Raw genomic sequence first — 24,985 nt, forward strand, 5'->3', positions numbered from 1 at the left:
CCGCCGCATGGACGTGTACCTTCCGATCGCCAACCTGTCGGTCAACGGGCTGGTCATCGTCCTTCTCGGGGCGCTTACTGGCGTGCTGTCGGGCCTGTTCGGCGTCGGCGGCGGGTTCCTGACGACCCCGCTGCTTATTTTCTACGGGGTGCCGCCCACGGTTGCTGCTGCCTCGGCAGCCACGCAGGTGACTGGGGCCAGCGTATCGGGCGTACTCGCCCACAACCGCCGCGGCGGCGTCGACTACCAGATGGGCGGAGTGACCGTTGTCGGCGGTGCGCTCGGCAGTGCGATCGGCGCGCTGCTGTTTCGCTTCTTCCAGTCGATCGGCCAGATCGATACCGTGATCTCGATCCTCTACGTCGTGATGTTGGGCACGATCGGCACGCTGATGGCGATCGAAGCATGGGGCGCGATCAAGGCGACCAAGGCGGGGGAGAGCCCGCGCATCGCCAAGCGGCGGCATCACCCCCTTGTCGCCGCGCTGCCGCTGCGCTGGCGGTTCTATCGTTCCGGCCTCTACATCTCCCCGCTCGCGCCGCTGATCCTCGGTGTGGGGGTTGGCATTCTCACGATGTTGATGGGAGTGGGCGGGGGTTTCATCCTTGTGCCCGCGATGCTCTACATCCTCGGCATGAGTGCAGGGGTGGTCGTCGGCACCAGCCTGTTCAACATCCTGTTCGTGACGATGGTCACCACGATGATGCACGCGCTGACCACGAAAGCGGTCGATGTGGTGCTTGCGGCGTTGCTGCTGCTCGGATCCGTCTCGGGCGCGCAGATCGGCACGCAGCTCGCGCAGAAGGCCAAGCCAGAGGTGCTGCGCCTCGTCCTCGCCTCGATCGTCCTCCTGATCGCACTGCGGATGCTGTGGGGTCTCGGGGTGCGGCCCGACGAAATCTATACGGTGAACCCGCTTTGATGCGGTGGCTGTTCCTCGTCGCAGGGTTGCTGCTGGCCTCGGCTCAGCCCGCCGCGGCGCAGCGCGATCCGGTGCTTGTGCCCGAGGTGAGCCAGCACACGGTGCAGGTTCGCCAGGGGTTCACCGGTACCGAACTCCTGCTGTTCGGGGCCATCCTCGACCCGTCGGGCACCCGCTCCCCGCGCGGCTACGACGTGGTGGTCGTGCTCAAGGGGCCTTCGCAGGCGATCCGGCTGCGCGAGAAGGACAAAGTGGGCGGCATGTGGATCAACGCCGCCAGCACCGATTTCCGTTCGGCGCCGTCGTACTTCGCGGTCGCCGCTTCGCGCCCCGTAGCCGAGATCGTCGACGAGAAGACCGCCGCGATCTACGAGTTCGGCACCCGCTTCATCCAGTTGTCGCCCACTGGTGAAATCGACCCGGTGGAACAGGAGCGGTTTTCGTCAGGGCTGGTCGATCTCAAGCAGCGACAGGGTCTCTACAAGGAGGACATGCGCGGGGTGCAGATCCGCGAAAAGGTGCTCTACCAGGCGCGCATCTCGCTGCCATCGAACGTGGTGACCGGCACCTACACCGCCGAGACATTCGCGGTCAGCCAGGGGCGGGTGGTCGCTTCCGCCATCGCCGAGGTCGAGGTGCAAAAGGCGGGCTTCGAGCGGTTCGTGGAGATCTTCGCGCAGAACCAGTCGTTCCTCTACGGCCTGCTCGCGGTCGCCCTGTCGGTCGGCATGGGCTGGATTGCAGGGCGTCTCTTTGCGCTCATCTGACGACGCCTGCCCAATATCGTTGACCCGATCTTAACCGCGCTGCGCCAAGGTACGCGCGACTTTGGATTGGGGCGTAGCGAACGATGGGTGATCTCGACAGGCAGAGCTTCGGCAACTTCGAGCCGGCGGACGGCAGTGCGCCCGCTGCGAAGGCCGTGCCCGCCGACAATGCGACCCAGCCGATCGGCGTGATCCTCGAGATCGCCGGATCCGGATCGCAGATCGCGCTCGACCTCGAACGCCTGAACGAGTGCATGGAGGACGAGGATCCTTCGGTCGCGCTTGCCGGACAGGTCGGCAGCCAGATCAAGATCCGCGTCGGCAACTCGTGGCTGCTCGCCAGCGTGCGCAACCAGAGGCAGGACCGGCGCGGCGGCGGGGTCGTCGCCAACATCGATTTCCTGGGCGAGGGCTCCGAGGAAAAGCTGACGGGGCGAATCAGCAGCTTCCGCCGCGGCGTGACGCGTTATCCGATACCGGGTGCGTTGATCTATCCTGCGACCACCGCAGACCTCCGCCAGATCTACGCCGGCGACGGGCGGTCGGGCATCCAGATCGGCACCGTCTACCCCACCAAGGACATTCGCGCGGGGCTCTATGTCGACGCGCTGCTCGGCAAGCACTTCGCGCTGCTCGGCTCGACCGGTACCGGCAAGTCGACCAGCGCCGCGCTGATCCTCCACCGCATCTGCGATGCGGCGCCCGACGGCCACATCCTGATGATCGACCCGCACGGTGAGTACTCGGCGGCGTTCCGCAACACCGGCCTGATCCTCGACGTCAGCAACCTGCAGATGCCGTACTGGCTAATGAACTTCGAGGAGCACTGCGAGGTGCTGCTCACCACCAACGGCAACGACCGCCAGATCGATGGCGACATTCTCGCCAAGTGCCTGCTGCGCGCCCGGCAGAAGAACCGGCTTGCCGAGACGATGGGCAAGATCACCGTCGATTCGCCGGTGCCCTACCTGCTGTCGGACCTCTCGAACGAGATCCAGAACGAGATGGGCAAGCTCGACAAGGCGACCAACACGGCGCCTTATCAGCGGATCAAGGCCAAGCTCGAGGAACTGAAGAGCGACCCGCGCTACCAGTTCATGTTCTCGGGCATGCTGGTCGGCGACACGATGGCGGACTTCCTCGCCAAGATCTTCCGGATGCCGTCGAACGGCAAGCCGATCTCGATCATCGACGTATCGGGCGTGCCGTCGGACATCACCTCGACCGTGGTCGCGGTGCTCAGCCGACTGGTCTTCGACTTCGCGATCTGGGGCCGCGAGGAGAAGACCCGCCCGATCCTCCTCGTCTGCGAGGAGGCGCACCGCTACGTGCCCAACGAGAAGAACGCCGACGGCTCCAGCGTCGGCACGATCCTCAGCCGCATCGCCAAGGAAGGGCGCAAGTACGGCATCAGCCTGGGCCTGATCACCCAGCGCCCTTCGGACCTTGCCGAAGGCGTGCTGTCGCAGTGCGGCACGATCATCTCGATGCGCCTCAACAACGACCGCGACCAGGCGTTCGTGAAGGCCGCGATGCCCGAAGGCGCGCGCGGCTTCCTCGACAGCATCCCGGCGCTGCGCAACCGCGAATGCATCATCTGCGGCGAGGGCGTCGCGATCCCGATCCGCGTAGCGTTCGACAACCTCGAGGAACAGAAGCGCCCGGCGTCCGAAGACCCGAGCTTCGTCGAACTCTGGCGCCAGTCGGGCGGCGAGGAAGACCGGGTCCACCGCATCGTCCAGCGCTGGCGCAGCCAAGGCAAGTAGTAACGGCCGCCCGCAGGGCGGCCGCAAGGCCGAACGGCCGTCGCGCCCTATGGCGCGGAAGCCAAGGAGCGCGGAGGCGCTCCGCCCGGCGCTTGAGGGCCCAACAAGAAACTACATATCCGGCTTGAAGCGGCCGGCGGCGTCGCCGTCGGTCTGGCATTCCTCGGCGGCGCGCTCGGGGCTGATGGCGCGCGCCTGCGCCCGCCAGCCCTTGCGGCGGTAAAACAGGATCGCGAGGGTCATCGAGACGATCGATCCTGCGGGGAACGACAGCCACAGCGCGTCCTGTCCCAACGCCGGCTCGAGCGCGTAGTAGAAGCCGAGGCGCGCGGGAAACAGCGAGATGCCCAGCACCACCAGCGGCACCCACACCACGCCACCCGCGCGCATGGTGCCGAACAGCACGATGGTGACGCCGAACAGGATGAAGCTCCAGCTGGCAAGGAACTGGATGTGGCGCGCGAGCGGAACCGCGGGACTGTCGGGGCCGAGAAACAGCACCAGCGCCGCCCGGTCGAACAGCAGAAGCAACGCGGTGATAACCCCCGTCATCACCAGGTTGGCGGTAACGCCCGCGCGGCTGATCCTGTCGAGCCGTTCGGGGAGGCCCGCGCCGATCGCCTGCGCCGCCATCGCGCTCACGCCCGCGCCGATCGCCATCGCGGGCATCTGGATATAGGTCCACAGCTGCAACGACGCGCCATAGGCGGCCGCCGCCAGCAGTCCTTCGCGGTTGACCAACCCGATGAAGACGATCCCTGCGGACGAGACGAGCAGCATCTGCGCGCCCATCGGAAAGCCCTTACCAACGATGTAGCCGAGTTCAGCCCGGCGCGGCACGAGGTAGCCAAGCTCCCGCCCGCGCAGGCGCAGCGGCAGGTCGCGTGCGTAGAGATAGACGACCATCGCGGCGAGCGAGACGTACCCGGCGATCGCGGTCGCCATGGCGGACCCGGCGATTCCCATTGCCGGAAACGGACCCACTCCTGCTATCAGCAGCGGATTGAGGATCACGTCGAGCAAGACGGTCAATGCCATGAACAGGAACGGCGTGCGCGAATCGCCCGCTCCGCGCAGGCCCATCGCGATCATCACCGTGACCATGCTCGATGGCACCGCGACGAAGATGATCCGCAGGTAATCGAGCGCGAGCGTGTAGCCTTCTCCGGGGGTGCCGAGCAGGTCGAGCAAGGCGGGCGCGAAGACCCAGCCGAGGCCTGCGACCAGCAGAGACAGGACCAGGCACAGCCCCACCGCGCTGCCGAAAGTGCGCCGGGCGGCGTCCTCGTCCCCCGCGCCGAAGAACTGGCCCATCTTGACCGTCGCCGCCATGCCGAAGCCGAACACCCCGGCAAAGGTCAGGAACATGATAAGGTTGGCGTTGGCGGTCGCGGCGAGCGCCGCCTCGCCGATCAGCCGCCCGACCCAGATCGAATTGACCGTGCCGTTCAATGACTGGAGCAGGTTCGATCCCAGCGTCGGCAGCGCGAACAGGATCAGCGTGCGCATGACCGGACCGCTGGTCAGGTCGCGCCGCTGGCCCGGCTGGCGGGCGGGGACCGGCTCAAGGGGCAGGTCGGCCTCGCTCATGTTCCGCGGGTGTCGCCGTAGAGATGGATGTGCAGGCGATCCGACAGGCGGTAGCCTTGCTCGACGCAGAGCGGGGCGAGCCACCGTTCGCGGGTGCGCAGCGCGGCGCTGTCGGTGCCCTCGGGCATCAGGTAGATCCGCGATCCCGCGATACCGAATGCCGCCTGCAGCGCGAGGACCTGCGTGACGTCGGCGGGTCTCGCCACGACGAACTTGAACCACGCGCGCGGGTTTTGCGCCCATGCAGCCAACCGCTCGGGCGGCAACGCAAGGCTCGCCGCGTTGCCGCTGTGGGCGAGCTTGGGGCTGACGGTGTAGTGGTCCACGAAGGCGTCGAACCCGGCATGGGGCGGAACGGTTCCGTTGGTCTCGACCTCGATCGCGAAGTCGGGCAGCAGGGCGGCAAGTTCGGCCAGTGCCGCGCCCTGTAGCAGCGGCTCCCCTCCGGTCACGACGAGGCGGCGCGGCGGGAGCGCGGCGATCGCGCGCGCCGCGTCCTCCGGCGAGAGCGCGAACTGGTTCGCCTTGCGGTCGAACACCACGCCGTCGCGATGCGGGCGCTCATCCCCCTCGAACCGCCAGGTGTAGGCGGTGTCGCACCAGACACAGGCGAGGTTGCAGCGCGACAGCCGGATGAACGCGCAAGGCTGGCCCGCCGATGGACCTTCGCCCTGTAGCGAGGCGAAGATTTCCGGATGGCCGGCGTCGTCGGTGGCGAGGACGAGGTCGGTCATCGCCTGCCGTCAGGCGCCGGAAGGTGACACGAAGTATACACCAATTTCCACTTCCAACGTGTAGAGCGGACCGTGCTCGTGGAAAGAAGAGCTCGCGAAAGGAAGGGCGGTGGTCATCCCAGACCCTTGGCACATTCCTCGCGTGTAGGAAAACGCCTCAGCCCAGCCGCGCCAGTGCCGCTTTCAATCGTTCCGCCTCGGCCGCGTGGTGCGCGTGGTCGGCGCGGGCCTTTTCGACCGCTTCGGGCTTGGCGCGCTCGACGAAGCTCGCGTTGCCGAGCCGTCCGGCAAGCGATGCCGCTTCCTTTTCGGATGTCGCGAGCGCCTTCGCCAGCCGCGCCTTTTCGGCCTCGATGTCGATGTATTCCGCCACCGGTATATTCGCCGCGAAACCTTCTCGCTCGATTAGAATTGCACCTTTACGTGCTCGCCGAGTTTGCACTTGATTCCAAAGGGGGTCAGTTCCTCGTCCGCCTTGCGGAAATAACAAGCGAACACGCGCTAGGCGCATAAAAGACGCCTGATTGTTATAGAGGTAATCACTTACCTGATTGGATTGCTCGTAAACTTCCATTGTGGGACGTGCGCTAGGAGGGACATTGAGTAACGCTCGAGCAGATCGAACATCGCGGATCGTTTCTATAAGCCAGCGAATCTCAAGTGCAGCCGCTTCGTCAATTTCTGCGTTGGTTTCCGGCCAGCGAGCAATAATCAGCTCGTAGGGTCGCTCGCCCTGCGCGTGCCACAGCTCCTCAGTTATGAATGGCATGAATGGATGCAGCATCACGAGAATCTGATCGAGAACCCAAGCGGTGACGACTCGGGATTCTTCAGCTCGCATTTTTCTGTTTGTCATGGCTTCAGGAGCTATTCCCTCCTGCTTCTCAGCGGAAAAATAGCCCTTTACGAACTCGAGATACCAATCGCAGAAGGTATCCCAAACAAAGCGGTAGATCGCTCCTGCAGCCGCGTCGAACCGTAAATCGGACATTGCCTTGTCCACGGCCACCTGAGTTGCAACGACTTCTCCGATAATCCATTTGTGGACGGATTGCGTGGCCTCAGGCGCGTGGAGCGTCTGCGATGCGCCGATGCCGTTGGCTTGGCAGAAGCGGGTCGCGTTCCACAGCTTGGTCGCGAAGTTGCGGTATCCCTCGACCCGGCTCTCGTCCATCTTCACGTCGCGGCCCTGGCTCTCCATGGCGCACATGAAGAAGCGCAGCGCGTCGGCGCCGAAGCGGTCGATCAGGCCCAGCGGATCGACCACGTTGCCCTTGGACTTGGACATCTTCGCCCCGTCCGCCGCACGCACGAGCCCGTGGAGGTAGAGCCGCTTCCACGGCACTTCCTGCATGAAATGCATCCCTTGCATCGCCATCCGCGCGTCCCAGAAGAACAGGATGTCGAAGCCCGAGATCAGCAGGTCGTTGGGGTAGTGGCGGGCGACGAGGTCGGTCTGTTCCGGCCAGCCGAGCGTGGCGAAGGGCCACAGCGCGGAGGAGAACCACGTGTCGAGAACGTCCTCGTCGCGGGTCAGAGCCACGCCCGCACCGGCGAGCGCCTGCGCGGCCTCCTCGGTTTCGGCCACGTAGCACTTACCGTCGGCGTCGTACCACGCAGGGATGCGGTGGCCCCACCATAGCTGGCGGCTGACGCACCACGGCTGGATGTTCTCCATCCAGTTGAAGAAGGTCTTTTCCCAGGTCTTGGGGACGATCTCGATCCGGCCGTCTTTCACCGCCTCGATCGGCGCTTGCGCGAGCGTCTTGGCGTCGACGTACCACTGGTCGGTCAGCATCGGTTCGATCACCACGCCGCCGCGGTCGCCGAAGGGCTGCATGATGACCTTGTCCTCGATGCCGAGCATCAGGCCCTCGGCGTCGATGTCGGCCACGACGCGCTTGCGCGCCTCGTAACGGTCGAGCCCGCGGTATTCGTCGGGGACGAGGTTGAGCGCGTCGATCTCCTTGGCGTCGAACGATGCACCCTGCGCAATCTCGCCGGCGCGCGCGGCGGCTTCGGCATAGGATGCGCCGTCGGTCCGCATCGCGGCGACCTCGTCCATCAGGCGGTACATCGGGATGCCGCCACGCTGCGCCACGCCGTAGTCGTTCTCGTCGTGCGCGCCGGTGATCTTCACCGCTCCACTGCCAAAGTCGGGATCGGGGTACTCGTCGGTGATGATCGGGATCAGCCGGCGGTGCTCCTTCGGGCCCACCGGGATTTCGCACAGCTTGCCCACGATCGGCGCATAGCGTGCGTCCGACGGGTGGACCGCCACCGCGCCGTCGCCCAGCATCGTCTCGGGCCTGGTGGTGGCGATCGAAATGTAGTCGCGCTCTTCCTCGAGGGTCACGGTCCCGTCGGCGTCGCGCTCGACGTAGGTGTAGGTCTCGCCGCCCGCGAGCGGGTACTTGAAGTGCCACATGTGGCCCTGCACCTCGCGGCTCTCCACCTCGAGGTCGGAGATCGCGGTCTTCAGCGCCGGGTCCCAGTTCACCAGCCGCTTGTCGCGGTAGAGCAGGCCCTGGTTGTAGAGGTCGACGAACACCTTGATGACCGCCGCGCTGAAGTGCGGGTCCATCGTGAACTGCTCGCGCGACCAGTCCATCGAGCAACCGAGACGGCGGAGCTGGCGGGTGATCGTGCCGCCGCTCTCGTGCTTCCACTCCCACACCTTCGCCACAAAATCCTCGCGCGAATAGTTGGTGCGCTTGTCCTGGCGCTCCGCCATCTGCCGCTCGACGACCATCTGCGTGGCGATGCCAGCGTGGTCGGTGCCGACCACCCACAGGGCGTCCTTGCCCCGCATCCGCTCGTACCGGATGACCACGTCCTGCAGCGTGTTGTCGAGCGCGTGGCCGATGTGGAGGCTGCCGGTCACGTTGGGCGGCGGGTTGACGATGGTGAAGGGCCGCGCGTCGGGACGCTCGGGGCGGAACAGCCCGGCGCTTTCCCAGTGGGCATACCAGCGCGCCTCGATGGCGGCGGGATCGAAAGTCTTGTCGAGTTCGGTGCTCATAGCGGCGCGGCCATGCCAGCGCCTATTCGCACGCGCAACACCGCTTCACGCATCCGCTTGTCGAGACGCGCTTTTCGCCCCATACGCTCCCTCGCATGAGCGACGGGGCAGACTTCGCGATAGAGGATGGCAACGGGGGGCGCCGGCTGGTGCTGTCCGGAAACTACCTCGTGTCCACGATCGGGCCCGTCGACCAGGACCTGCGCGCGATCGACGAGCAGGTCGGCGAGATCGACCTCTCCGGCATCCGCGAGATCGATACCGTCGGCGCATGGATGGCGCTGAGCCTCGCGCGGCAGACCGGCGGCAGGATCGTCGGCGGCGACGAACGCGCCACCCGTCTGATCGAAGCGCTGAGCAAGACCGAGGCCGAGGGAGACGTCCATCCCGACCGCGCCCCGGTGGTCGAACGCGTGTTCGAGGCGACCGGATCGCGCGTGGCGGGCATGAAGCGCGGCACGATCGGCTCGATCGCCTTCCTCGGCCAGTTCCTCCTCGCCGCGGGCATGGTGATCCGCCATCCGCGCCGCTTCCGCACCAAGGCGTTCGTCCGCCAGCTCGAGCTGGTGGGGGTCTCCGCGCTCGGCATTATCGGGTTGATGAGCTTCCTCATCGGTATCGTCATCGCGCAGCAGGGCGCGGTGCAGCTTGCCCAGTTCGGGGCGGAAACGCTGACGGTGAACCTCGTCGGCCGGATCACCCTGCGCGAACTCGGCGTGCTGATGACCGCGATCATGGTCGCGGGCCGCTCAGGCAGCGCATTCGCCGCGCAGATCGGCACGATGAAGCTGACCGAGGAAGTCGATGCGATGCGCACGATCGGCATCTCGCCGATGGAGGCGCTGGTCCTTCCGCGCGTGCTCGCGGTCACCTTCATGATGATCCTGCTGGGGTTCTATTCGGCGTGCATGGCGATCATCGGCGGCGCGGTGATCGGCGACCTGCAGCTCGGCATCCCGTTCCTCACCTTCCTCGCCCGGATCAAGGAAGTGGTGCCGATCTACGACCTGTGGGTCGGCCTGGTGAAGGCGCCGGTGTTCGGCCTCATCGTCGGCATGACCGGCTGCTACCAGGGCATGAAGGTCGAGGGGAATTCGGAGGAAGTCGGCCTCAAGACCACCAATGCGGTCGTCTTTGCGATCTTCACAGTGATCGTGCTCGATGCGTTCTTCGCGGTGTTCTTCACCAACGTGGGCTGGGCATGAGCGAGAGCGAACTGCCGCCCGAGGAAATCGAAGAGATCGAGGCCGAGGAAGACCTCGATCCCGGCGAATACGGCGATCCCGACGTCAACCGCCGGTTCGAACGGTTCAAGGGCGAATACCCCATCGTGGTCGAGGGGCTGAAGAACTGCTTCGGCGAGCAGGTGATCCACGAAGGGCTCGACCTCAAGGTCAAGCGCGGCGAGATCATCGGCGTGGTCGGCGGATCGGGCACCGGCAAGTCGGTGCTGATGCGCTCGATCATCGGCCTCCAGACCCCCGACGAGGGGCATATCGAGGTATTCGGCCGCGCGATTACCGATGGCGACCCGGAGGAAGTCGTCGGGGTGCGCAACCGCTGGGGCGTGCTGTTCCAGGGCGGCGCGCTGTTCTCCACGCTGACGGTCGGCGAGAACGTGGAGGTCCCGCTCAAGCAGTTCTACCCCGACATCTCCGAAGACCTGATGCACGAGATCGCGCGCTACAAGGTCATGCTGACGGGCCTGCCCGAGGATGCGGTGGCCAAGTACCCCAGCGAGCTGTCGGGCGGCATGAAGAAGCGCGCCGGTCTCGCCCGCGCGCTCGCGCTCGATCCCGAGCTCTTGTTCCTCGACGAGCCGACCGCGGGCCTCGACCCGATCGGCGCGGCGGCGTTCGACGCGCTGACCCGCGAACTGCAGGAAACGCTCGACATCACGGTGTTCCTGATCACCCACGACCTCGATACCCTGTACGAGATCTGCGACCGCGTGGCGGTGCTGGCCGACAGGAAGGTCGTCGCGGTCGGCACCATCCCCGAACTGCTCGAAACCGGGCATCCGTGGATCGAGGAATACTTCAACGGCCCGCGTGGCCGCGCCGCCAAGGCGAGCCAGACGCACGCCAAATCGTTGGACAAGCCTGCAAAGCCGGGGGCATAGGGGCAACCGAATGGAAACACGGGCCAATCATGTCTGGGTGGGGGCGGTCACGCTCGTGCTGCTTGCACTGCTCGCGGTGTTCATCGTCTGGCTCGCCGGGCTGAACAAGGGCGAGCAGAACGAGTATGACATCTTTTTCAAGCAGTCGGTCTCGGGCCTCGCCAAGGGGTCAGAGGTCAGCTTTTCCGGCGTTCCCTCGGGCCAGGTGACCGAGATCCAGCTCTGGCCGAAGGATCCCGAATTCGTCCGCGTCCGCGTGAAGGTGGACGAGGGCACGCCCGTGCTCGTCGGCACCACGGCGACGATCCAGGGCAGCTTTACCGGCGTCTCGACGATCCTGCTCGACGGTGCGCGCCGCGGTGCGCCGCCGCTGACGTGCGAGGGCGAGGGCATCGGCAAGACCGCGTGCCCCGAAGGCGTGCCGGTGATCCCGACCAAGCCGGGCGGCCTCGGCGAACTGCTCGCCAATGCCCCGCTGCTGATGGAACGGCTCGCCACGCTGACCGAACGGCTGACGCAGACGCTGTCGGACGAGAACCAGAAGTCGATCCAGGGCATCCTCGCCAACACCAACCGCATGACCGGCGACCTCGCGCAGGCGACCCCGCAGGTCGAACGCACGCTGGCCGAGCTGCAGGTCACCTTGCGTGAAGCGAGCGAAACGCTCGACCAGTTCGAAAAGGTGCTCGGCTCGACCGACAAGCTATTGAACCAGGAAGGTCAGAACCTCGCCGCGCAGATGCGGACCACGCTGAAATCGGCGGACGACGCGGCGAAATCGCTGTCGGCCACGCTCAATGATGCGCGGCCCGCCGCGCGCCAGCTCTCCGAAAGCACGCTGCCTGCTGCCGAAGCGACCTTGCGCGACCTGCGCGAGACCAGCCGTTCGCTGCGCGCCGTGACCGAAAAGATCGAGACGCAAGGGGCCGGCGGCCTCATCGGCGGCCAGAAGCTTCCGGACTACAAGCCATGAAGAGGGACGCCATGACCGTGCGCCGGATCGCAACCGTGTTGGGCGCAAGCCTGCTGCTCTCGGGCTGCCTCAGCCTCGGCGGCAAGGTGCCCGACAGCCTGCTGAGCCTGACGCCGACCGCGACGGTTGCGGCCGGCACTACGATCAGCGGCGATGTCGCGCAGGCGATCGCGGTGGAGGAACCTTCGACCCCCGCAAAGCTCGCCAACACCCGCGTGCCGGTGCAAATGGACGATACCCAGATCGCCTACATCAAGGACGCGGTGTGGGTGGACAAGCCCAGCCGCCTGTTCCGCCGCCTGCTCGGCGAAACGATCCGCGCGAAAGGCAACCGCCTCGTCATCGACAACGACGACGCTGCGCTCACGCCCAAGAACCAGCTGCGCGGCACGCTGGTCGATTTCGGCTACGACGCCCGCTCGTCGAGCGTGGTCGTGACCTTCGACGCCATCCGCGACGTGAACGGCACCAACGTGACCACGAAGCGCTTCACTGCCACCGTCCCCGGCGTCGTCGCCGAAGCCGCCCCGGTCGGCGCCGCGCTCAACCAGGCAGCGAACGACGTAGCGGGACAGGTCGCCGACTGGGTGAGCTGAAGGGCGGGCCCATAGAGGTCGGCTTTCGCCAGCGTGTTGCCGATAGCTGACTGTCGGCAAACGACCCCAAAAATTGCCACCGTCGCAGCAAGTCTTCGCCATCGGGTACCGACCAGCTTTTGCGACGTCAGGGTGATTGCAATCGATGCGTGGCATCAAGGATCACCGAAATGGTCTCCTGTGGCTGATCCCACATCGGGAAATGCCCGCTTTGCGCGAACCAGTGCATCGTCGCGTCTGGAAAAGCGGCAAGCGCACGGCGTGCCTGGCGAGGCAGACACAGCCGATCCTTGCAGCCCCACCCGATGATAACCGGCGCTGAGGTGGCTGCGGGGCCCTCCTGCATTGGGCCAGTGGCGAGATCTTTCACGAGCGAATCGAAAGTAGGTGTTCCGGCGAACGACCGGAGTTCATTGAATACCAATGCGGGCTCCAGCGCCCACGGCTTTGCCGAAAGCTGGAGCATGAGAGCCGTCCGGCCTGCGACATTACGCGCAATGGCCGGAAGCACCCGTTGCATCGCCCGCACCAGTGCAATTGATGCCGTGATGGTGGTTCTGAAAAACGTACGCTCCCACCCTTGCCAAAAGCCACCCGGATCGAGCGCGACGACGGAACCCGCGCGGCCGCGCCGAGCCATCTCAAGCACGAGGCGGGCGCCCATTGAGCTGCCGACCATGTCAATGCCCGTGAGATTCTCCGAAACCAACCAGTCCTCCAAGCTGCGGGCCAAGCCCTTAAACGTGCCGCTGTCGGCCTCTGCGGGGGTCTGCCCGTGGCCCGGAAGATCGAGGGCAATCACGTCCCTTGTCTTTGTGAGAGAGGCCGAGATGATATCCCAAGAGCGGTAGCTCCCTCCGAGGCCGTGGACGAGAAGAAGGGGTTTGCCGCGGCCTGATCGCGTGTGATGCATGGACATATGAGGAGAACGCCTCGCGATGCGCTATGGCCCCCTGGACCAGCGAATGTTCTTGTTGCCGACTAAGGTGCCAAGAGCAGGCTTACCATTATCGGTCCAAGGGTCGACGCCGGACCGCGTAGTTCGGAATGTCCGCTTTCCACCCTCATTTCCGTCGCTCACATAAGATCCAGCACAACCCAAGAGCCGACATCGAAGACGTGCGAGCTTGCTCGCCCGTGCGCAGCACCGTGCCTAGCGTGCGCCGAGGTTGCAAAAGCGAAGTCGGTGCGGTTGGCCCGGCCATCGCATCCAGCGAACCCCGACCTTCGTCGCGCGGCGCCGTGTCGCGGGACCCGAACGGCCGTTCGCGGCGTTGCGGCGGCACGGGAAAGGACTTGGCATGCAGCAGCAGATTTCCGTGATCACCCTCGGCGTCGACGATCTCGCGCGGTCGCGGCGGTTCTATGGCGAAGGATTCGGCTGGACCCCGGTGTTCGAGAATGAGGAGATCGCGTTCTACCAGATGAACGGGTTGGTGCTCGGCACCTGGCTCAAGGATTCGCTGGCGGAGGATATGCAGCGGCCCGACGCAGTGGGAGCAGGAGCCTGTGCGCTGGCGCACAACGTGCCCACCGAAGGCGACGTCCAGCCGTTGATCGACCGGCTTGCGGCCGTTGGAGGCACGATCCTGCGCGCCGGCGATGCCCCGCCGCACGGGGGTTTCCGCGGCTACGTCGCCGATCCCGACGGCCACGCGTGGGAGATCGCGTGGAACCCGGCGTGGACGATCGACGAACAGGGGCACGTCACCTTCGCCGTTTGAGCAGGGTTGCGGTTCGCCCGCCGCCCCGCTAGCGCACCCTCGTCATCTGGGGAGTAGCCCGCCGCCTCGGCGGTGCCCCGCGTCAACATACTTGGCCGAGAGGTCATGGCGCGGCGGGGACGGGACACCGTTCGGGCGAGACCAATGACACCGAAACCCACGTCCGGCCGGGCGGGGGAGGCGGTGTCGTTGCAGTCTCGATCCGCCCGGCCCGGAGAATGTCCATGGAACCCGTCCTCACCTCCACCGCGGTGGTCGCGCTTGCCGAGATCGGCGACAAGACGATGCTGCTGGCGATCGTGCTCGCCAGCCGTTTCCGCCGTCCGCTGCCGGTGATCCTCGGCATTCTCGTCGCCACGCTCGCCAACCACGGCATCGCCGCATTCGTCGGCCAATCGGTGGCGAGCCTGCTCGAGGGCGAGTGGTTCCGCTATGCCGTGGGCGCGGGTTTCATCGCGATGGCGGCGTGGACGCTGGTGCCCGACAAGCTCGATGACGACGAGGCGACCGCGCCCTCGCGCTTCGGGGCATTCCTCACCACGCTGGTCGCGTTCTTCATCGTCGAGATCGGCGACAAGACCCAGATCGCCACGATCGCGCTCGGCGCGCGCTATGGCGACGTGCTCGCGGTGACAGCGGGGACGTCGCTCGGCATGATGGTGGCGAACGTGCCCGCGGTATTCCTCGGCCACCGGATCGTCGAATGGGTGCCGCTGAAGGTCGTGCGAACGATCGCCGCAGTGCTGTTCCTCGTGCTCGGCGCGTGGGTGATCTTCGAGACCTGGGCGGGCTGATCCGTCAGGCGGCGGCGCGGGCAAAGGCGGCGGCGTGGGCGAAAGCGGCGGCGCGCTTGTCCCGCCGCTCTTGCGCCAGCGCATCGCTGCCCCATTGCTCGACCTGCCACGCCTCTTCCAGCTCGGCGGCGGCCCACAGCGCGGCGATGTCGGCATCCGGCTCGATCGCGGACAACGCGACCGCCAGCGAAGAGGAGAGCGAGGTCATCGCCTCCAGCGCGGCGAGGGTGAAGGGATCGAGCGTCGACAGCCTGTCGCGCAATGCCGCCAGCGTCCTGGCGGGCTGCGGGCGATGGACGATCCCGCTCACCCGTTCCATCCGCACGCTCTCGCGCGCCTCGAATGCGGTCAGCACCGGCTCCCACACCGCCTGCTGGCGCTTCCACAGCGGCTCGTCGGGGTCGGCGCGGTAACAGAGCGTGTCGGTTTCCGCGTATTGCAGCAACTTATCGATCGTCGCTTCAGGCGCGGCGGCGACCTCGTCGAGTGCATAGTCGGCCATGTCGCGCGAGGCGAACGCGGCAGGGTCTATGTCCGCGCCCTGCGCGGCCCATTCGGCGGCAAGCAGTTCGGCCAGCGCGCGCGTCGGCACGACCTGCGGCGCGGCGCCCGCCTGCGTGCGGATCGGCCGCCCGTCGAGCGTGACGCGCCAGCCGCCATCGACCTCGCCGACCGCGACCTCCTTCCAGAACCGCTTCATGATTTGGGCGTGCGCCACTTGCGGGCGAGCACCTGCGGCACGACGAAGATGTCGAGCAGCCCGACGACCAGGAACACCCAGCCCGCACCGGGTGCCAGGCCGACCTTGCCGTTGAGCACGAGGATGCCGAACAGCACGAACGCCACACCCGACAGCCGCATGGCGTTGAGCACGAAGAAGCGGTTCCGCTCCTGCGCGGTCGGCGGAGTGGGGGTGAATTCGGGCGGGCGGCTAGCCATCGAGTAGGTCCTTCAAGTGGCGCGTATCGTCGGCGACCGCGTCGGCCCCGGCGTCCAGCAGTTCGGCGGCGGAGTGATAGCCCCAGGCGACGCCTATCGCACGCACCCCGGCGGCGCGCGCCATGTCGATGTCGAAGCTGGTGTCGCCGATCATCACCGCCTCTTGCGGCGCGGCGCCGACTTCGAACAGCGCGGCCTCGAGCATCGCGGGATGCGGCTTCGACGGGTGCCGGTCGGCGGTCTGGAGCGAGCGGAACAGGTCCGCGATCCCGTGCGCGGCAAGGCACGAAGCAAGGCCGCGATCGGACTTGCCGGTAGCGACCGCGAGCGCCCAGCCGTCCGCCGCCAGCTCGCGCAGCAGGTCGGCGATGCCGTCGAACAGCGGTTCTTCCAGCCGGCCGCTCTCGCGGGAAGCTCTGAATGAGGCCTTGTATGCGTCGACCGCGGCGGCCTGGCGCAGGGGGTCGGCACCGGGGGCGAGCGCGCGCACAGCCTGCGGCAGGCTCAGGCCGACGATGCGGCGGATCGCGGGGCGGGCGGGGGCGTCGAGACCGGCCTCGGCGAACGCGGCTTCCATCGCCTCGCACACGGCGGCCTGCCCGTCGACGAGCGTGCCGTCGCAGTCGAATACGGCAAGCTTCACGGGACCATCGTGCGCATGAGCTGGGCGAGGGCGGGCGCTCCGTTCGCCTCGTGCCCCGCGGCGATCGTCTCGCGTTCGGGTGCCGATTTCTTCTGGCTGAGCTTGAGCGTCGGGCGCCAGGCGAGCACTTCGAGCTCGAACCCGACGATCCCGGCCAGCAGCTTGTCCCACATCGGTCGCGGGGTCTCCTCGGCGCTCCATTGCTCGCCGCCGAGGCGCCCCTCGTGCTTTTCGATCAGCGCATAGAGGAACGCGTCGAGCCCTTCGCGCTCCATCCGCCGGACGCGGCCTTCGAGTTCGAGCGCGACGTAGTCCCAGGTCGGGACCGTCGCGCGGTCGGCGTACCAGCGGGGGGAGACGTAGGCGTCCGGCCCGTTTACCACGATCAGCGCGGTCTCGCCGTCGAGCCAGCGGGTCAGGCCGTTGCCGCGCGACAGGTGGAACTGGAGTACGCCGTCCCCGGTCGACAGCAGCGGGGTGTGCGCCACGCGCGGGCCGTCGGGGGTGCCGGCGAAAACCATGCCGAAGCCGACCTCGTCGATCAGCGATTCCAGAAGCGGGCGATCCTCGCTGCGGAACAGCGGGTTGGGATGCATCAGTGTTTGCCCCCCGGACCCTTGCCCCCCGGTTTCCTGGGACCAGAGGGCTTGCGTTTCGGCGCGGCGCTGGCGGTGGCCCGGCCGCGGCGGGTGGGCTTGCTCTTGCGCAATTGCTTGAAGTGCTGGCGCGCGGCCTGCTTCTTTTCGTCCTTCGACTTCTCGACCGGGCCTTCGGTCGGCGCGGCATCGCTCCTCGACACGTCGAAGCCCATCTGTTCCATGCTCGCCGCGAAATGGTCGGGGAGCGGGGCGGTCACGTCGAGCTTCCTGCCCTCGGGGTGGTCGATGATAAGCCGCCGCGCGTGGAGGTGCATCTTGCGGCTGACGCTGCCGGTCAGGAACGCATCGCGGCCCCCGTATTTGCCATCGCCCACGATCGGGTGGCCGATCGCGGCCATGTGCGCGCGGAGTTGGTGGGTGCGCCCGGTCAGCGGCTCGAGCTCGACCCACGATGCCGCGTTGCCCGCGCGCTCGACAACCCGGTAGCGCGTCTTGGCCGGCTGCCCGTTCTCCTCGTCGACGTGCATCTTCTCGCCGCCGGTGCCCGGTTGCTTGGCGAGCGGGGCCTCGATCATGCCGTGCGCCACATCGGGCACGCCCATGACCAGCGCCCAGTACACCTTTTTCGCGCTGCGCCCCGAAAAGCGCCGGGAAAAGAATGCCGCGCTGCCCGGCGTGCGGGCGACGAGCAATACGCCCGAGGTATCCTTGTCGAGCCGGTGGACGAGGCGCGGACGCGGTTCGCCTTCGCCCATGAAGGCGTCGAGCAGGCCGTCGACGTGGTCGAACGTCTTGGTTCCGCCCTGCGTGGCAAGGCCCGGCGGCTTGTTGAGCACGATCGCGGCAGGCGTCATTTCGATCACCATGGCCTCGGCCTCGGCGATCTGTTCGGGTGTCAGTTCGCGGCGGCGCGGTGCGGCCTTGGCGCGCGGCGCTTCGCCGCCCGGGGGCACGCGGAGGACTTGCCCGGCAACGAGTCGATCCTCGGGCTTGGCGCGCTTGCCGTCGACGCGGATCTGGCCGGTGCGCGCCCAGCGGCTGACAGTCGCGAAGCCGACCTGCGGCAGGTGCCGTTTGAACCAGCGGTCGAGTCGCACTCCGTCATCGTCAGGCGCGACGGTGAACTGGCGAACGCTGTCGGTTGTTGGCTCGCTCATGCCAGTCGCATCGCGATAAGGCCGATGTAGAGGCCGGTGAGGCCCGCGAGGACGGAGATCGCGGCGTAGGCGACCGCCGTGCCCGCCGCGCCGCGCTCGATCAGCAGCATCAGTTCGAGGCTGAAGGCGGAGAAGGTGGTGAAGCCGCCCAGCAGGCCGACCCCGACCAGCAGGCGCAGCGTCTCGCTCCCTCCGTCCGCACCCTTCGCGAGCGCGCCCGCGACGAGACCCATCGCAAGGCTGCCGATCACGTTGACGGCCAGCGTTGCCCAAGGGAAAGCGGTCATCGTCGCGGGGCCGAGGAGGCGGGTCATCGCCCGCCCCGTCTGGTAGCGCAGCAGCGCGCCCGCTCCCCCGCCGGCGAAGACGAGGGCGCTTGCGGCAAGGGGCGAAGGCACGGTCATGGCGCGCGCCCTAGCCGCTGCGCCGCACGATGCAAAGCGCTGCGGTGTGCCCGCAAGGGTTGCAGAATCGGTGCCACGGGGTTAAGGGCGCCCCGGTTCGGACGCGTCCGGGTACGGATGCGCCGCTTTTTTCGTTTGTTTTCAAAAGGCGATACCCCGCCGACCGATGCGGGCTCTGGGCTTTTTGCTGTGAGGTGTTGGACTTTTTATGCAGATCATGGTTCGCGATAACAACGTCGATCAAGCCTTGCGCGCGCTCAAGAAGAAGCTGCAGCGCGAGGGCGTCTATCGCGAAATGAAGCTGCGCCGCCACTACGAGAAGCCGAGCGAGAAGCGCGCCCGCGAAAAGGCCGCTGCCGTTCGCCGCGCCCGCAAGCTCGAGCGCAAGCGCATGGAACGCGACGGCGCGAAGTAAGCGCCGTCTTGCAAGCACCACAGCGATAAGGCATCGGGGCGCGGCGCAAGCTGCGCCCCGTTTCCGTTTCAGGACCCGACCCGTATGACCGAGATTACCCGCGTTCCCCTCCAGCCGATCGCCAAGGGATCGCTGATCAAGCTCTGGCTCGGCGTGATCGCCGCGGTGGTCCTGGGTGCAGGCATCGCCTGGGCGAGCGTGCCCGCCGGGGTCGAGGTCGAAACGCTGACCGCGGGTACCGGACCCAGCCCGAACGCGTCGGATGTCGTCTTCGTGAAGTACGTCGGCAAGCTGGCCGACGGCACCGAGTTCGATCGCTCGCGCGAGCTTCCCTTCCCGACCGGCGGCATCATCCCCGACGGTATGCCGATGCAGGTTTCGGGCGTCGTTCCGGGCTTCGCTGAGGGGCTGCAGAAGATGCAGAAGGGCGGCAAGTATCGCCTCTTCATCCCGTCGAAGTCCGCTTACGGCGCCACCCCGCCGCAGGGTGCGCCGATCCCGCCCAACGCCGACCTCGTGTTCGATGTCGAACTGATCGACTTCATGAGCGAGGCCGATGCCCAGCGCCGCTTCCAGGTGCTGCAGCAGATGATGCAGGCGCAGCAGGGCGGCCAGCCCAACGGTGCCGCTCCCGCTCCGGGCGCTCCTGCCCCGGCGGCTCCGGCGAACCCAGCCGCTCCGCAATAATCGGGCGTTTTTCACCGCTTCCTCACGCCGCGCTCATGCCTCGGCGGGCGTGATCGGTTAGGTGTGGCTCTCCAACGGGAGGACCACGCATGACCGATACGCCCATCGACCGACCCGAGTGGCCGCTGCGGCCATGGATCCTCGGCGCGATCGGAGCGGTCGCGGGATTCCTGATCTATTCGATCGGCGGCGGCGACGGGCCGGGCACGACGGTCGGCTGGCAGGCGGCAGCGACCGCACTGTTCTTCTTCGGGCCGCTCGCCTTCGGTTTTACTGCCGAAAGGGACGACTGGCGCGGGCCACTGGCGTTCGCGGTGCTTGTCGGCGTTGTCATGGCTGGCCTCGCGTGGCGCGCGGTCGGCGCGGGCGAATCGATTGCCGACCCGCAGTACGGTTTCCTCGCGGGCGTGATCGCCACCGGCCTCGCGCTGCCGCTGTTCCAGGCCGGTTTCCACCGGACGCGGCTGGCGACGCCCTATCGCGCGGTCCATCATCACGTCTGGAGCGATGCGATCTGCGCCGGGGGCAGCCTTGTGTTCCTCGGCGCGTCGTGGCTGCTGCTGGTGCTGCTGTCCGAGCTGTTCCGCCTGCTCAGGATCGACCTGCTGCATGACTTGATCGACGACGGCTGGTTCGGCTGGACATGGTCGTGCGCCGCGTTCGCCGCCGCGCTTGGCGTTCTGCGCAACGAGATCGGCATCCTCTCGACACTGAAGCGGGTCGTGATGACCGTCCTGTCGATCCTCGCGGTGCCTCTCGCAGCCGGACTCGCGCTGTTTCTCGTCGCGATGGTGCTCTCGGGCCCTGAGGTGCTGTGGCAGGCGACCCGCAGCGCGACGCCGATCCTGCTGCTGTGCGCAGCAGGCGCATGGGTGCTCGCCAACGCGATCGTGCGCGACGACGACGCCGAGATGAGCGGCAACCGCGTGCTGCGGGGAGCGGGACTGGCGCTCGCGCTCGTGGTGCTGCCGTTGACGGTGTTCGCCGCGGTATCGCTCGGCACGCGCATCGCCCAGCATGGCCTCAGCCCCGAACGGCTCTGGGGCCTCATCGCGATCGGCGTCGCGACGGCGTATGGCCTCGCGTGGTTCGTCGCTGTGGTGCGGGGCTGGAAGGGTGGCAAATGGCGCGAGAACGTGCGGCGCGCAAACCTTCACCTCGCGGTGGCGATCTGCGGCATTGCGCTGATCCTCGCGCTGCCGATCTTCGATTTCGGCGCGATCAGCGCGCGTAGCCAGCTTGCCCGGCTCGGCGATGGCCGCGTGAGTGCGGACGACTTCGATTATGCCGCGCTGCGCTGGGACTTCGGCGATGCCGGGCGGCGGGCGCTCGCGCGGCTTGCGAAAAGCGGCAATCCGGTCATCGCCAGGGCGGCGGCGGAGGCGAGGGCGCAGACCGTGCGGGTCTGGCCCGGCTCTCCGAAGCCGTCGGAGATCGACTTGCGCGTCCAGCCCGCCGATCCGGCGCTGGAGCGGATGGTGCGGGACTGGCTGCGGCAGAACCCGTGGGCCTGCAGCGAGACGTGCGTGGCAATCGATCTGGGCGCAGCGCCCGATGGCAAGCGCCGCGTGGCGATCGTCAACGGGCCGGGCTACCAGGAGGCCGTGCTGCCGAGCGACGGCCGCCCGGTGGAGGTCGCGCCCACCTCCGACGTCACCCTGCGGCCGGACAGCAAGGTCGAGGTGCAGACGTTGCCACGCCGCTACATCACCGTGGACGGCGTGCCGATCGGACAACCGCTGGACGACAGCAAGGTTGAAGCGCCGCGCCCGCCTCGCTAGGGCGCGCGCATGTCCGTAGACCGAGCAACAGTGGCCAAGATCGCGAGCCTCGCGCGCATCCGCATGGATGACGCGGCCCTCGATCGCTTGGTGCCCGAATTCAACAACATCCTCGCCTGGGTCGACCAACTGGGTGAGGTCGACACCAGCGGCGTCGAGCCGATGACCGCGGTGATCCCGAACCACCTGCGCCTGCGCGACGACGTGATCGACGCCGATCCGCTGACCGGCGGCGGGGTGCGCGACAAGGTGCTGGCGAACGCGCCCGCGGCCGAGCACGGCTTTTTCGGCGTGCCGAAGGTGATCGAGTAGATGAGCGACCTCACCGAACTCGGCGTCAAGGCGATCCGCGACGGGGTCGCCTCCGGGCAGTTCTCCGCGCGCGAGGTGGCGAAAGCGTTCAACGCCAACGTCGCCGCGGCGCAGCAAGCGCTCAACGCCTTCATCGTCGCCACGCCCGAAAAGGCGCTCGAGGCGGCCGATGCGGTCGATGCGGCGCGCGCGAAAGGCGATACGCTGGGCAAGATGGCCGGCGTACCGATCGGCATGAAGGACCTGTTCGCCACGCGCGGCGTGCAGACCACCGCGGCGAGCCACATCCTCGAAGGATTCGTGCCCGAATACGAAAGCACTGTTTCGCAGAAGCTGTGGGACGCAGGCGCGGGAATGCTGGGCAAGCTCAACCTCGACCAGTTCGCCATGGGCTCGTCGAACGAGACGAGCTATTTCGGCAACGTGATTTCCCCGTGGCGCAAGCAGGGCAGCAATGCCGCGCTGGCGCCGGGCGGTTCCTCGGGCGGCAGTTCGGCAGCGATCGCTGCGCGGCTGTGCCCGGCGGCGACCGGCACCGACACCGGCGGCTCGATCCGCCAGCCCGCCGCGTTCGTCGGCATCAGTGGTATCAAGCCAACCTATGGCCGATGCAGCCGGTGGGGCGTGGTCGCCTTCGCCAGCAGCCTCGACCAGGCCGGGCCGATGGCGCGCGACGTGACCGACTGCGCGATCATGCTGGAGGCGATGGCCGGTTTCGATCCGAAGGATTCGACCAGCCTCGACATGCCGGTGCCGGGCTGGGAAGCGGCACTGAACGCCGACCTGCGCGGTAAGAAGGTCGGCATCCCGCGCGAATACCGTATGGACGGCACCGATCCGGAAATTCTCGCGAGCTGGGATCGCGGGATCGAGTGGCTGCGCGACGCGGGCGCCGAGATTGTCGAGGTGAGCCTGCCGCACACCAAGTACGCGCTGCCCGCATACTACATCGTCGCTCCGGCCGAAGCGTCGAGCAACCTCGCCCGCTACGACGGCGTGCGCTACGGCCTGCGCGACCTGCCGACGGGCGCGAACCTGCAGGAGATGTATGCCGCCACCCGCGCCGCCGGCTTCGGCGACGAGGTGAAGCGCCGCATCATGATCGGCACCTACGTGCTCTCCGCGGGGTTCTACGACGCCTACTACAACCAGGCCCAGCGCGTCCGCACGCTGATCGCGAACGACTTCGCGGCCGCGTTCGAGCAATGCGACGTCATCCTCGCGCCCACGACGCCCACCGCCAGCTTCCCGCTCGGCGACAAGGTCGACGATCCGCTGGCGATGTATCTCAACGACGTGTTCGCCGTCCCCGCCAGCCTCGCCGGCCTCCCCGCGATGAGTGTGCCCGCCGGGCTCAATTCCGACGGGTTGCCGCTGGGCCTCCAGATCATCGGACGAGCGTTCGACGAGCAGGGCGTGCTCAACGCGGGCCTCGCGATCGAGCAGCGGGCAATGTTCAACGCCAAGCCGGAGAAATGGTGGTGAGCACCTACCGCATCCAGGGCGCGACGGGCGAGTGGGAGGTCGTGATCGGCCTCGAGGTCCACGCGCAGGTCACTTCGAACGCCAAGCTGTTCAGCGGGGCGGCGACGGCGTTCGGGGCCGAGCCGAACAGTCAGGTCAGCCTCGTCGATGCGGCGATGCCGGGGATGCTGCCGGTGCCCAACCGCGAGTGCATCCGGCAGGCCGTGCGCACGGGCATGGCGATCGACGCGCAGATCAACGCGTGGAGCCGGTTCGACCGCAAGAACTACTTCTACGCCGACCTGCCGCAGGGCTACCAGATCAGCCAGCTCTACCACCCGATCGTGGGCGAGGGATCGCTGACGATCGAGGCGGACGAGAAGGTGGGCATCGCCGCGGACAAGGTGATCGGCATCGAGCGCATCCACGTCGAGCAGGACGCGGGCAAGCTGATGCACGACCAGCACCCGTCGATGTCGTACGTCGATCTCAACCGCAGCGGCGTCGCGCTGATGGAGATCGTCAGCCGCCCCGACATGCGCTCGCCCGCCGAAGCGGGCGCCTATGTGCGCAAGCTGCGCGCGATCCTGCGCTATGTCGGTTCGTGCGACGGCAACATGGAGGAAGGCTCGATGCGCGCCGACGTGAACGTCAGCGTGCGCAAGCCGGGCGAGGAATTCGGCACCCGGACCGAGACCAAGAACGTCAATTCGGTGCGTTTCGTCATGCAGACGATCGAGCACGAGGCGCGCCGCCAGGTCGACCTGATCGAGGACGGCGGCAAGGTGGTCCAGGAAACCCGGCTGTTCGATCCGGGCACCGGCACGACCCGCTCGATGCGATCGAAGGAAGACGCGCACGACTATCGCTACTTCCCCGACCCCGACCTGCTGCCGCTCGAACTCGACGAAGCCTTCCTCGCCGAATGCCGCGCGAGCCTGCCCGAGCTGCCCGATGCCAAGCGTACCCGCTATGTCGAGACGCTCGGCCTGTCGGACTACAACGCGCGCGAACTGACCGCCGAGGTCGAGACGTTCGCCAGGTTCGAGCAGCTGCTGGGCGAGACCGCGACCAAGCTGGGCAGGCAAGAAAAGGATGTCGCCACCCAGGTCGCCAACTGGTCTCTTTCGGTCGCTCCCGGCGTGATTAACGCGCTTGGGCCCGAGGCCAACCCCGCGCACGCCACCGCAGCGGCGCAGGCGGCGATTCTCGGCATGCAGGCCGCGGGCGAGATCAGCGGCGGGCAGGCCAAGGAGATCTTCGAGATCGTCCTCAAGACCGGCCGCGATCCGGCCGAGATCGCCGAGACCGAAGGCCTCAAGCAGCAGTCGGACACCGGGGCGATCGAGGCCGTCATCGACGAGGTCCTCGCCGCCAACGCCGACAAGGTCGCCGAGTATCGGAGCGGCAAGGACAAGCTGTTCGGCTTCTTCGTCGGCCAGACGATGAAGGCCATGCAGGGCAAGGGCAATCCGGGCGTCGTCAACCAGCTCTTGAAGGCGAAGCTCGGGTAGAGTTGCGCGCCGCCGCGAACTGCGCCTACGATTGCCCGGCCGTCGATCCGTTCGCCGGCC

25 protein-coding genes and 1 riboswitch are annotated in these 24,985 nt (G+C 67.2%); of the genes, 15 read left to right on the top strand and 10 right to left on the bottom strand.

The window, feature by feature from the left end; all coding sequences use genetic code 11:
• The first annotated feature begins 7 nt into the window (after positions 1-7).
• From ACWPMX_RS01955 to ACWPMX_RS01965, 3 genes are all read left to right on the top strand, one after another.
• Entirely contained in the window at positions 8-922 is a 915-nt protein-coding gene (locus tag ACWPMX_RS01955) for a sulfite exporter TauE/SafE family protein (protein WP_455698370.1), read from the top strand.
• Positions 922-1,689, top strand: coding sequence for a TIGR02186 family protein (locus ACWPMX_RS01960; protein WP_455698371.1), 768 nt, complete (start codon positions 922-924; stop codon positions 1,687-1,689). Before ACWPMX_RS01955 ends, ACWPMX_RS01960 begins: the two co-directional genes overlap by 1 nt.
• Before the next feature lie 83 nt (positions 1,690-1,772).
• Positions 1,773-3,455: an ATP-binding protein gene (locus ACWPMX_RS01965; protein ID WP_455698372.1), complete on the top strand. Its 1,683-nt coding sequence runs from the start codon at positions 1,773-1,775 to the stop codon at positions 3,453-3,455.
• Positions 3,456-3,566: 111 nt separating this feature from the next.
• On the opposite strand, the gene ACWPMX_RS01970 is transcribed toward ACWPMX_RS01965, so the two are convergent.
• The 3 genes from ACWPMX_RS01970 to ACWPMX_RS01980 all read right to left on the bottom strand — a co-directional run bounded on the left by ACWPMX_RS01970 (position 3,567) and on the right by ACWPMX_RS01980 (position 8,801).
• Entirely contained in the window at positions 3,567-5,045 is a 1,479-nt protein-coding gene (locus ACWPMX_RS01970) for an MATE family efflux transporter (protein WP_455698373.1), read from the bottom strand.
• Positions 5,042-5,779 (bottom strand): 7-carboxy-7-deazaguanine synthase QueE, encoded by a 738-nt coding sequence (locus tag ACWPMX_RS01975; RefSeq protein WP_455698374.1) that lies wholly within the window; start codon positions 5,777-5,779, stop codon positions 5,042-5,044. The genes ACWPMX_RS01970 and ACWPMX_RS01975 overlap by 4 nt, the downstream gene beginning before the upstream one ends.
• A gap of 157 nt (positions 5,780-5,936) precedes the next feature.
• Positions 5,937-8,801, bottom strand: coding sequence for a valine--tRNA ligase (locus ACWPMX_RS01980; protein WP_455698375.1), 2,865 nt, complete (start codon positions 8,799-8,801; stop codon positions 5,937-5,939).
• A 95-nt stretch (positions 8,802-8,896) separates the two neighbouring features.
• On the opposite strand from ACWPMX_RS01980, the gene ACWPMX_RS01985 reads away from it, so the two are divergent.
• The 4 genes from ACWPMX_RS01985 to ACWPMX_RS02000 are packed head-to-tail and all read left to right on the top strand — an operon-like array spanning position 8,897 to position 12,492.
• Positions 8,897-10,006 (top strand): MlaE family lipid ABC transporter permease subunit, encoded by a 1,110-nt coding sequence (locus ACWPMX_RS01985; protein WP_455698376.1) that lies wholly within the window; start codon positions 8,897-8,899, stop codon positions 10,004-10,006.
• Entirely contained in the window at positions 10,003-10,923 is a 921-nt protein-coding gene (locus tag ACWPMX_RS01990) for an ABC transporter ATP-binding protein (RefSeq protein WP_455698377.1), read from the top strand. The genes ACWPMX_RS01985 and ACWPMX_RS01990 overlap by 4 nt, the downstream gene beginning before the upstream one ends.
• Positions 10,924-10,933: 10 nt before the next feature.
• The gene (locus ACWPMX_RS01995; RefSeq protein WP_455698378.1) at positions 10,934-11,896 is read left to right on the top strand and encodes an MlaD family protein; all 963 of its coding nucleotides are present in this window, start codon (positions 10,934-10,936) and stop codon (positions 11,894-11,896) included.
• A gap of 11 nt (positions 11,897-11,907) precedes the next feature.
• Positions 11,908-12,492, top strand: coding sequence for an ABC-type transport auxiliary lipoprotein family protein (locus tag ACWPMX_RS02000; protein ID WP_455698379.1), 585 nt, complete (start codon positions 11,908-11,910; stop codon positions 12,490-12,492).
• Positions 12,493-12,619: 127 nt separating this feature from the next.
• Here ACWPMX_RS02000 and ACWPMX_RS02005 read toward each other — a convergent pair whose 3' ends face one another.
• Complete coding sequence (locus tag ACWPMX_RS02005; RefSeq protein ID WP_455698380.1) at positions 12,620-13,411, bottom strand: alpha/beta fold hydrolase; 792 nt, start codon at positions 13,409-13,411, stop codon at positions 12,620-12,622.
• Between the two features lie 382 nt (positions 13,412-13,793).
• Between ACWPMX_RS02005 and ACWPMX_RS02010 the strand changes: the two genes are divergently transcribed.
• Positions 13,794-14,216 carry a VOC family protein gene (locus ACWPMX_RS02010; RefSeq protein ID WP_455698381.1) on the top strand — a complete coding sequence of 141 codons (423 nt, stop codon included), beginning with the start codon at positions 13,794-13,796 and terminating at the stop codon, positions 14,214-14,216.
• Between the two features lie 35 nt (positions 14,217-14,251).
• Positions 14,252-14,429, top strand: a riboswitch (yybP-ykoY riboswitch).
• A gap of 11 nt (positions 14,430-14,440) precedes the next feature.
• Complete coding sequence (locus ACWPMX_RS02015; protein ID WP_455698382.1) at positions 14,441-15,010, top strand: TMEM165/GDT1 family protein; 570 nt, start codon at positions 14,441-14,443, stop codon at positions 15,008-15,010.
• 4 nt (positions 15,011-15,014) lie between these two features.
• Here ACWPMX_RS02015 and ACWPMX_RS02020 read toward each other — a convergent pair whose 3' ends face one another.
• The 6 genes from ACWPMX_RS02020 to crcB are packed head-to-tail and all read right to left on the bottom strand — an operon-like array spanning position 15,015 to position 18,752.
• Positions 15,015-15,710 (bottom strand): ATP12 family protein, encoded by a 696-nt coding sequence (locus ACWPMX_RS02020; RefSeq protein ID WP_455698383.1) that lies wholly within the window; start codon positions 15,708-15,710, stop codon positions 15,015-15,017.
• On the bottom strand, positions 15,707-15,949 hold the full coding sequence (locus ACWPMX_RS02025; protein WP_455698384.1) for a hypothetical protein: 243 nt from the start codon (positions 15,947-15,949) through the stop codon (positions 15,707-15,709). Before ACWPMX_RS02025 ends, ACWPMX_RS02020 begins: the two co-directional genes overlap by 4 nt.
• Entirely contained in the window at positions 15,942-16,592 is a 651-nt protein-coding gene (locus ACWPMX_RS02030; RefSeq protein WP_455698385.1) for an HAD-IA family hydrolase, read from the bottom strand. Before ACWPMX_RS02030 ends, ACWPMX_RS02025 begins: the two co-directional genes overlap by 8 nt.
• The gene (locus ACWPMX_RS02035; RefSeq protein WP_455698386.1) at positions 16,589-17,188 is read right to left on the bottom strand and encodes an FMN-binding negative transcriptional regulator; all 600 of its coding nucleotides are present in this window, start codon (positions 17,186-17,188) and stop codon (positions 16,589-16,591) included. The genes ACWPMX_RS02030 and ACWPMX_RS02035 overlap by 4 nt, the downstream gene beginning before the upstream one ends.
• Complete coding sequence (locus tag ACWPMX_RS02040) at positions 17,188-18,348, bottom strand: RluA family pseudouridine synthase (protein WP_455698387.1); 1,161 nt, start codon at positions 18,346-18,348, stop codon at positions 17,188-17,190. The genes ACWPMX_RS02035 and ACWPMX_RS02040 overlap by 1 nt, the downstream gene beginning before the upstream one ends.
• A complete protein-coding gene (gene crcB, locus ACWPMX_RS02045) occupies positions 18,345-18,752 on the bottom strand; it encodes a fluoride efflux transporter CrcB (protein WP_455698388.1) in 408 nt (135 codons plus the stop codon). The genes ACWPMX_RS02040 and crcB overlap by 4 nt, the downstream gene beginning before the upstream one ends.
• A gap of 208 nt (positions 18,753-18,960) precedes the next feature.
• Between crcB and rpsU the strand changes: the two genes are divergently transcribed.
• The 6 genes from rpsU to gatB all read left to right on the top strand — a co-directional run bounded on the left by rpsU (position 18,961) and on the right by gatB (position 24,925).
• Entirely contained in the window at positions 18,961-19,167 is a 207-nt protein-coding gene (gene rpsU / locus ACWPMX_RS02050) for a 30S ribosomal protein S21 (protein ID WP_419567368.1), read from the top strand.
• Between the two features lie 84 nt (positions 19,168-19,251).
• Positions 19,252-19,854, top strand: a complete 603-nt coding sequence (locus ACWPMX_RS02055) for an FKBP-type peptidyl-prolyl cis-trans isomerase (protein WP_455698389.1) — start codon at positions 19,252-19,254, stop codon at positions 19,852-19,854.
• A gap of 89 nt (positions 19,855-19,943) precedes the next feature.
• On the top strand, positions 19,944-21,635 hold the full coding sequence (locus ACWPMX_RS02060; RefSeq protein WP_455698390.1) for a DUF4153 domain-containing protein: 1,692 nt from the start codon (positions 19,944-19,946) through the stop codon (positions 21,633-21,635).
• A 9-nt stretch (positions 21,636-21,644) separates the two neighbouring features.
• Complete coding sequence (gatC, locus tag ACWPMX_RS02065; protein ID WP_455698391.1) at positions 21,645-21,947, top strand: Asp-tRNA(Asn)/Glu-tRNA(Gln) amidotransferase subunit GatC; 303 nt, start codon at positions 21,645-21,647, stop codon at positions 21,945-21,947.
• Positions 21,948-23,432 carry an Asp-tRNA(Asn)/Glu-tRNA(Gln) amidotransferase subunit GatA gene (gene gatA, locus ACWPMX_RS02070; protein WP_455698392.1) on the top strand — a complete coding sequence of 495 codons (1,485 nt, stop codon included), beginning with the start codon at positions 21,948-21,950 and terminating at the stop codon, positions 23,430-23,432. It abuts the gene before it with no gap.
• Entirely contained in the window at positions 23,423-24,925 is a 1,503-nt protein-coding gene (gatB, locus tag ACWPMX_RS02075; protein ID WP_455698393.1) for an Asp-tRNA(Asn)/Glu-tRNA(Gln) amidotransferase subunit GatB, read from the top strand. Before gatA ends, gatB begins: the two co-directional genes overlap by 10 nt.
• The last annotated feature ends 60 nt before the right edge of the window (positions 24,926-24,985 follow it).

This window comes from Tsuneonella sp. HG094 (assembly GCF_053819285.1).

What these genes read in the sequence shown, in the direction of transcription:
- rpsU (WP_419567368.1), top strand. Translation starts at nt 18,961, where the DNA reads ATGCAGATCATGGTTCGCGATAACAACGTCGATCAAGCCTTGCGCGCG.
- ACWPMX_RS02040 (WP_455698387.1), bottom strand. Translation starts at nt 18,348, where the DNA reads ATGAGCGAGCCAACAACCGACAGCGTTCGCCAGTTCACCGTCGCGCCT.
- ACWPMX_RS02005 (WP_455698380.1), bottom strand. Translation starts at nt 13,411, where the DNA reads ATGTCCATGCATCACACGCGATCAGGCCGCGGCAAACCCCTTCTTCTC.
- ACWPMX_RS01985 (WP_455698376.1), top strand. Translation starts at nt 8,897, where the DNA reads ATGAGCGACGGGGCAGACTTCGCGATAGAGGATGGCAACGGGGGGCGC.
- ACWPMX_RS01960 (WP_455698371.1), top strand. Translation starts at nt 922, where the DNA reads ATGCGGTGGCTGTTCCTCGTCGCAGGGTTGCTGCTGGCCTCGGCTCAG.
- ACWPMX_RS02025 (WP_455698384.1), bottom strand. Translation starts at nt 15,949, where the DNA reads ATGGCTAGCCGCCCGCCCGAATTCACCCCCACTCCGCCGACCGCGCAG.
- ACWPMX_RS01965 (WP_455698372.1), top strand. Translation starts at nt 1,773, where the DNA reads ATGGGTGATCTCGACAGGCAGAGCTTCGGCAACTTCGAGCCGGCGGAC.
- gatB (WP_455698393.1), top strand. Translation starts at nt 23,423, where the DNA reads ATGGTGGTGAGCACCTACCGCATCCAGGGCGCGACGGGCGAGTGGGAG.
- gatA (WP_455698392.1), top strand. Translation starts at nt 21,948, where the DNA reads ATGAGCGACCTCACCGAACTCGGCGTCAAGGCGATCCGCGACGGGGTC.
- ACWPMX_RS01980 (WP_455698375.1), bottom strand. Translation starts at nt 8,801, where the DNA reads ATGAGCACCGAACTCGACAAGACTTTCGATCCCGCCGCCATCGAGGCG.
- ACWPMX_RS02020 (WP_455698383.1), bottom strand. Translation starts at nt 15,710, where the DNA reads ATGAAGCGGTTCTGGAAGGAGGTCGCGGTCGGCGAGGTCGATGGCGGC.
- ACWPMX_RS02010 (WP_455698381.1), top strand. Translation starts at nt 13,794, where the DNA reads ATGCAGCAGCAGATTTCCGTGATCACCCTCGGCGTCGACGATCTCGCG.
- ACWPMX_RS01990 (WP_455698377.1), top strand. Translation starts at nt 10,003, where the DNA reads ATGAGCGAGAGCGAACTGCCGCCCGAGGAAATCGAAGAGATCGAGGCC.
- ACWPMX_RS01995 (WP_455698378.1), top strand. Translation starts at nt 10,934, where the DNA reads ATGGAAACACGGGCCAATCATGTCTGGGTGGGGGCGGTCACGCTCGTG.
- ACWPMX_RS02055 (WP_455698389.1), top strand. Translation starts at nt 19,252, where the DNA reads ATGACCGAGATTACCCGCGTTCCCCTCCAGCCGATCGCCAAGGGATCG.
- ACWPMX_RS02000 (WP_455698379.1), top strand. Translation starts at nt 11,908, where the DNA reads ATGACCGTGCGCCGGATCGCAACCGTGTTGGGCGCAAGCCTGCTGCTC.
- crcB (WP_455698388.1), bottom strand. Translation starts at nt 18,752, where the DNA reads ATGACCGTGCCTTCGCCCCTTGCCGCAAGCGCCCTCGTCTTCGCCGGC.
- ACWPMX_RS02060 (WP_455698390.1), top strand. Translation starts at nt 19,944, where the DNA reads ATGACCGATACGCCCATCGACCGACCCGAGTGGCCGCTGCGGCCATGG.
- ACWPMX_RS01970 (WP_455698373.1), bottom strand. Translation starts at nt 5,045, where the DNA reads ATGAGCGAGGCCGACCTGCCCCTTGAGCCGGTCCCCGCCCGCCAGCCG.
- ACWPMX_RS01955 (WP_455698370.1), top strand. Translation starts at nt 8, where the DNA reads ATGGACGTGTACCTTCCGATCGCCAACCTGTCGGTCAACGGGCTGGTC.
- ACWPMX_RS02015 (WP_455698382.1), top strand. Translation starts at nt 14,441, where the DNA reads ATGGAACCCGTCCTCACCTCCACCGCGGTGGTCGCGCTTGCCGAGATC.
- ACWPMX_RS02035 (WP_455698386.1), bottom strand. Translation starts at nt 17,188, where the DNA reads ATGCATCCCAACCCGCTGTTCCGCAGCGAGGATCGCCCGCTTCTGGAA.
- gatC (WP_455698391.1), top strand. Translation starts at nt 21,645, where the DNA reads ATGTCCGTAGACCGAGCAACAGTGGCCAAGATCGCGAGCCTCGCGCGC.
- ACWPMX_RS01975 (WP_455698374.1), bottom strand. Translation starts at nt 5,779, where the DNA reads ATGACCGACCTCGTCCTCGCCACCGACGACGCCGGCCATCCGGAAATC.